Source organism: Collinsella sp. LCP21S3_A3, assembly GCF_052118905.1.
Taxonomy (GTDB): domain Bacteria; phylum Actinomycetota; class Coriobacteriia; order Coriobacteriales; family Coriobacteriaceae; genus Collinsella.
Map to the genome: position 1 here is coordinate 1 of NZ_JBQKGH010000059.1, position 484 is coordinate 484.

Sequence of the window (484 nt, forward strand, 5' to 3'; positions counted from 1 at the left end):
GGCCAGCGGTGCGAACGCCCCCCCCCCTAGCACCTTTTCGCTGATTACACAACAAGTGTGCAAGTTGAGTGTTCGCGTACGTGTGCGCGTACTTCGCCGCACCGTGAACACGTCACCATCCGTAATCCTTCCCGGGCACGAACCTAGCCTTGGGCTTGTTGGAGTTGACCGCGCCCGCGCTCCGGTTGCATGAGCGGTGCTCAATGCCGTTGTAGCCCGCTCGGTCGTCGGTATGCCCCAAGTCCCAAGCCGCCCAACAGGTTCCTTCACACTTGACCGCGGGGCACTTGGGCGCGTGCGGCTCGGGCGGGCTCAGCGGCCACTCATAGAAGACCGGGTAGCCGCAACGGGCGCACGGTACTTGCCCAGCGTGCTTGAGCTTGCGGGCTTCACGCTCACGCCGCTTCTTGTGCGCCAACCCGTAACCGCGTGAATCCCTATCGCTTCGGGGGTTCTTCTTGGGCCTCATGACTCAACGCTACCC

Annotated in this window: 1 protein-coding gene; it reads right to left on the reverse strand. The window is 63.4% G+C overall.

Going from position 1 to position 484, the window contains the following annotated elements; genetic code table 11:
• Positions 1-112 precede the first annotated feature (112 nt).
• Positions 113-469, reverse strand: coding sequence for a hypothetical protein (locus tag ACTQ0H_RS09330; protein WP_441548092.1), 357 nt, complete (start codon positions 467-469; stop codon positions 113-115).
• Between the last annotated feature and the right edge of the window lie 15 nt (positions 470-484).

What these genes read in the sequence shown, in the direction of transcription:
- ACTQ0H_RS09330 (WP_441548092.1), bottom strand. Translation starts at nt 469, where the DNA reads ATGAGGCCCAAGAAGAACCCCCGAAGCGATAGGGATTCACGCGGTTAC.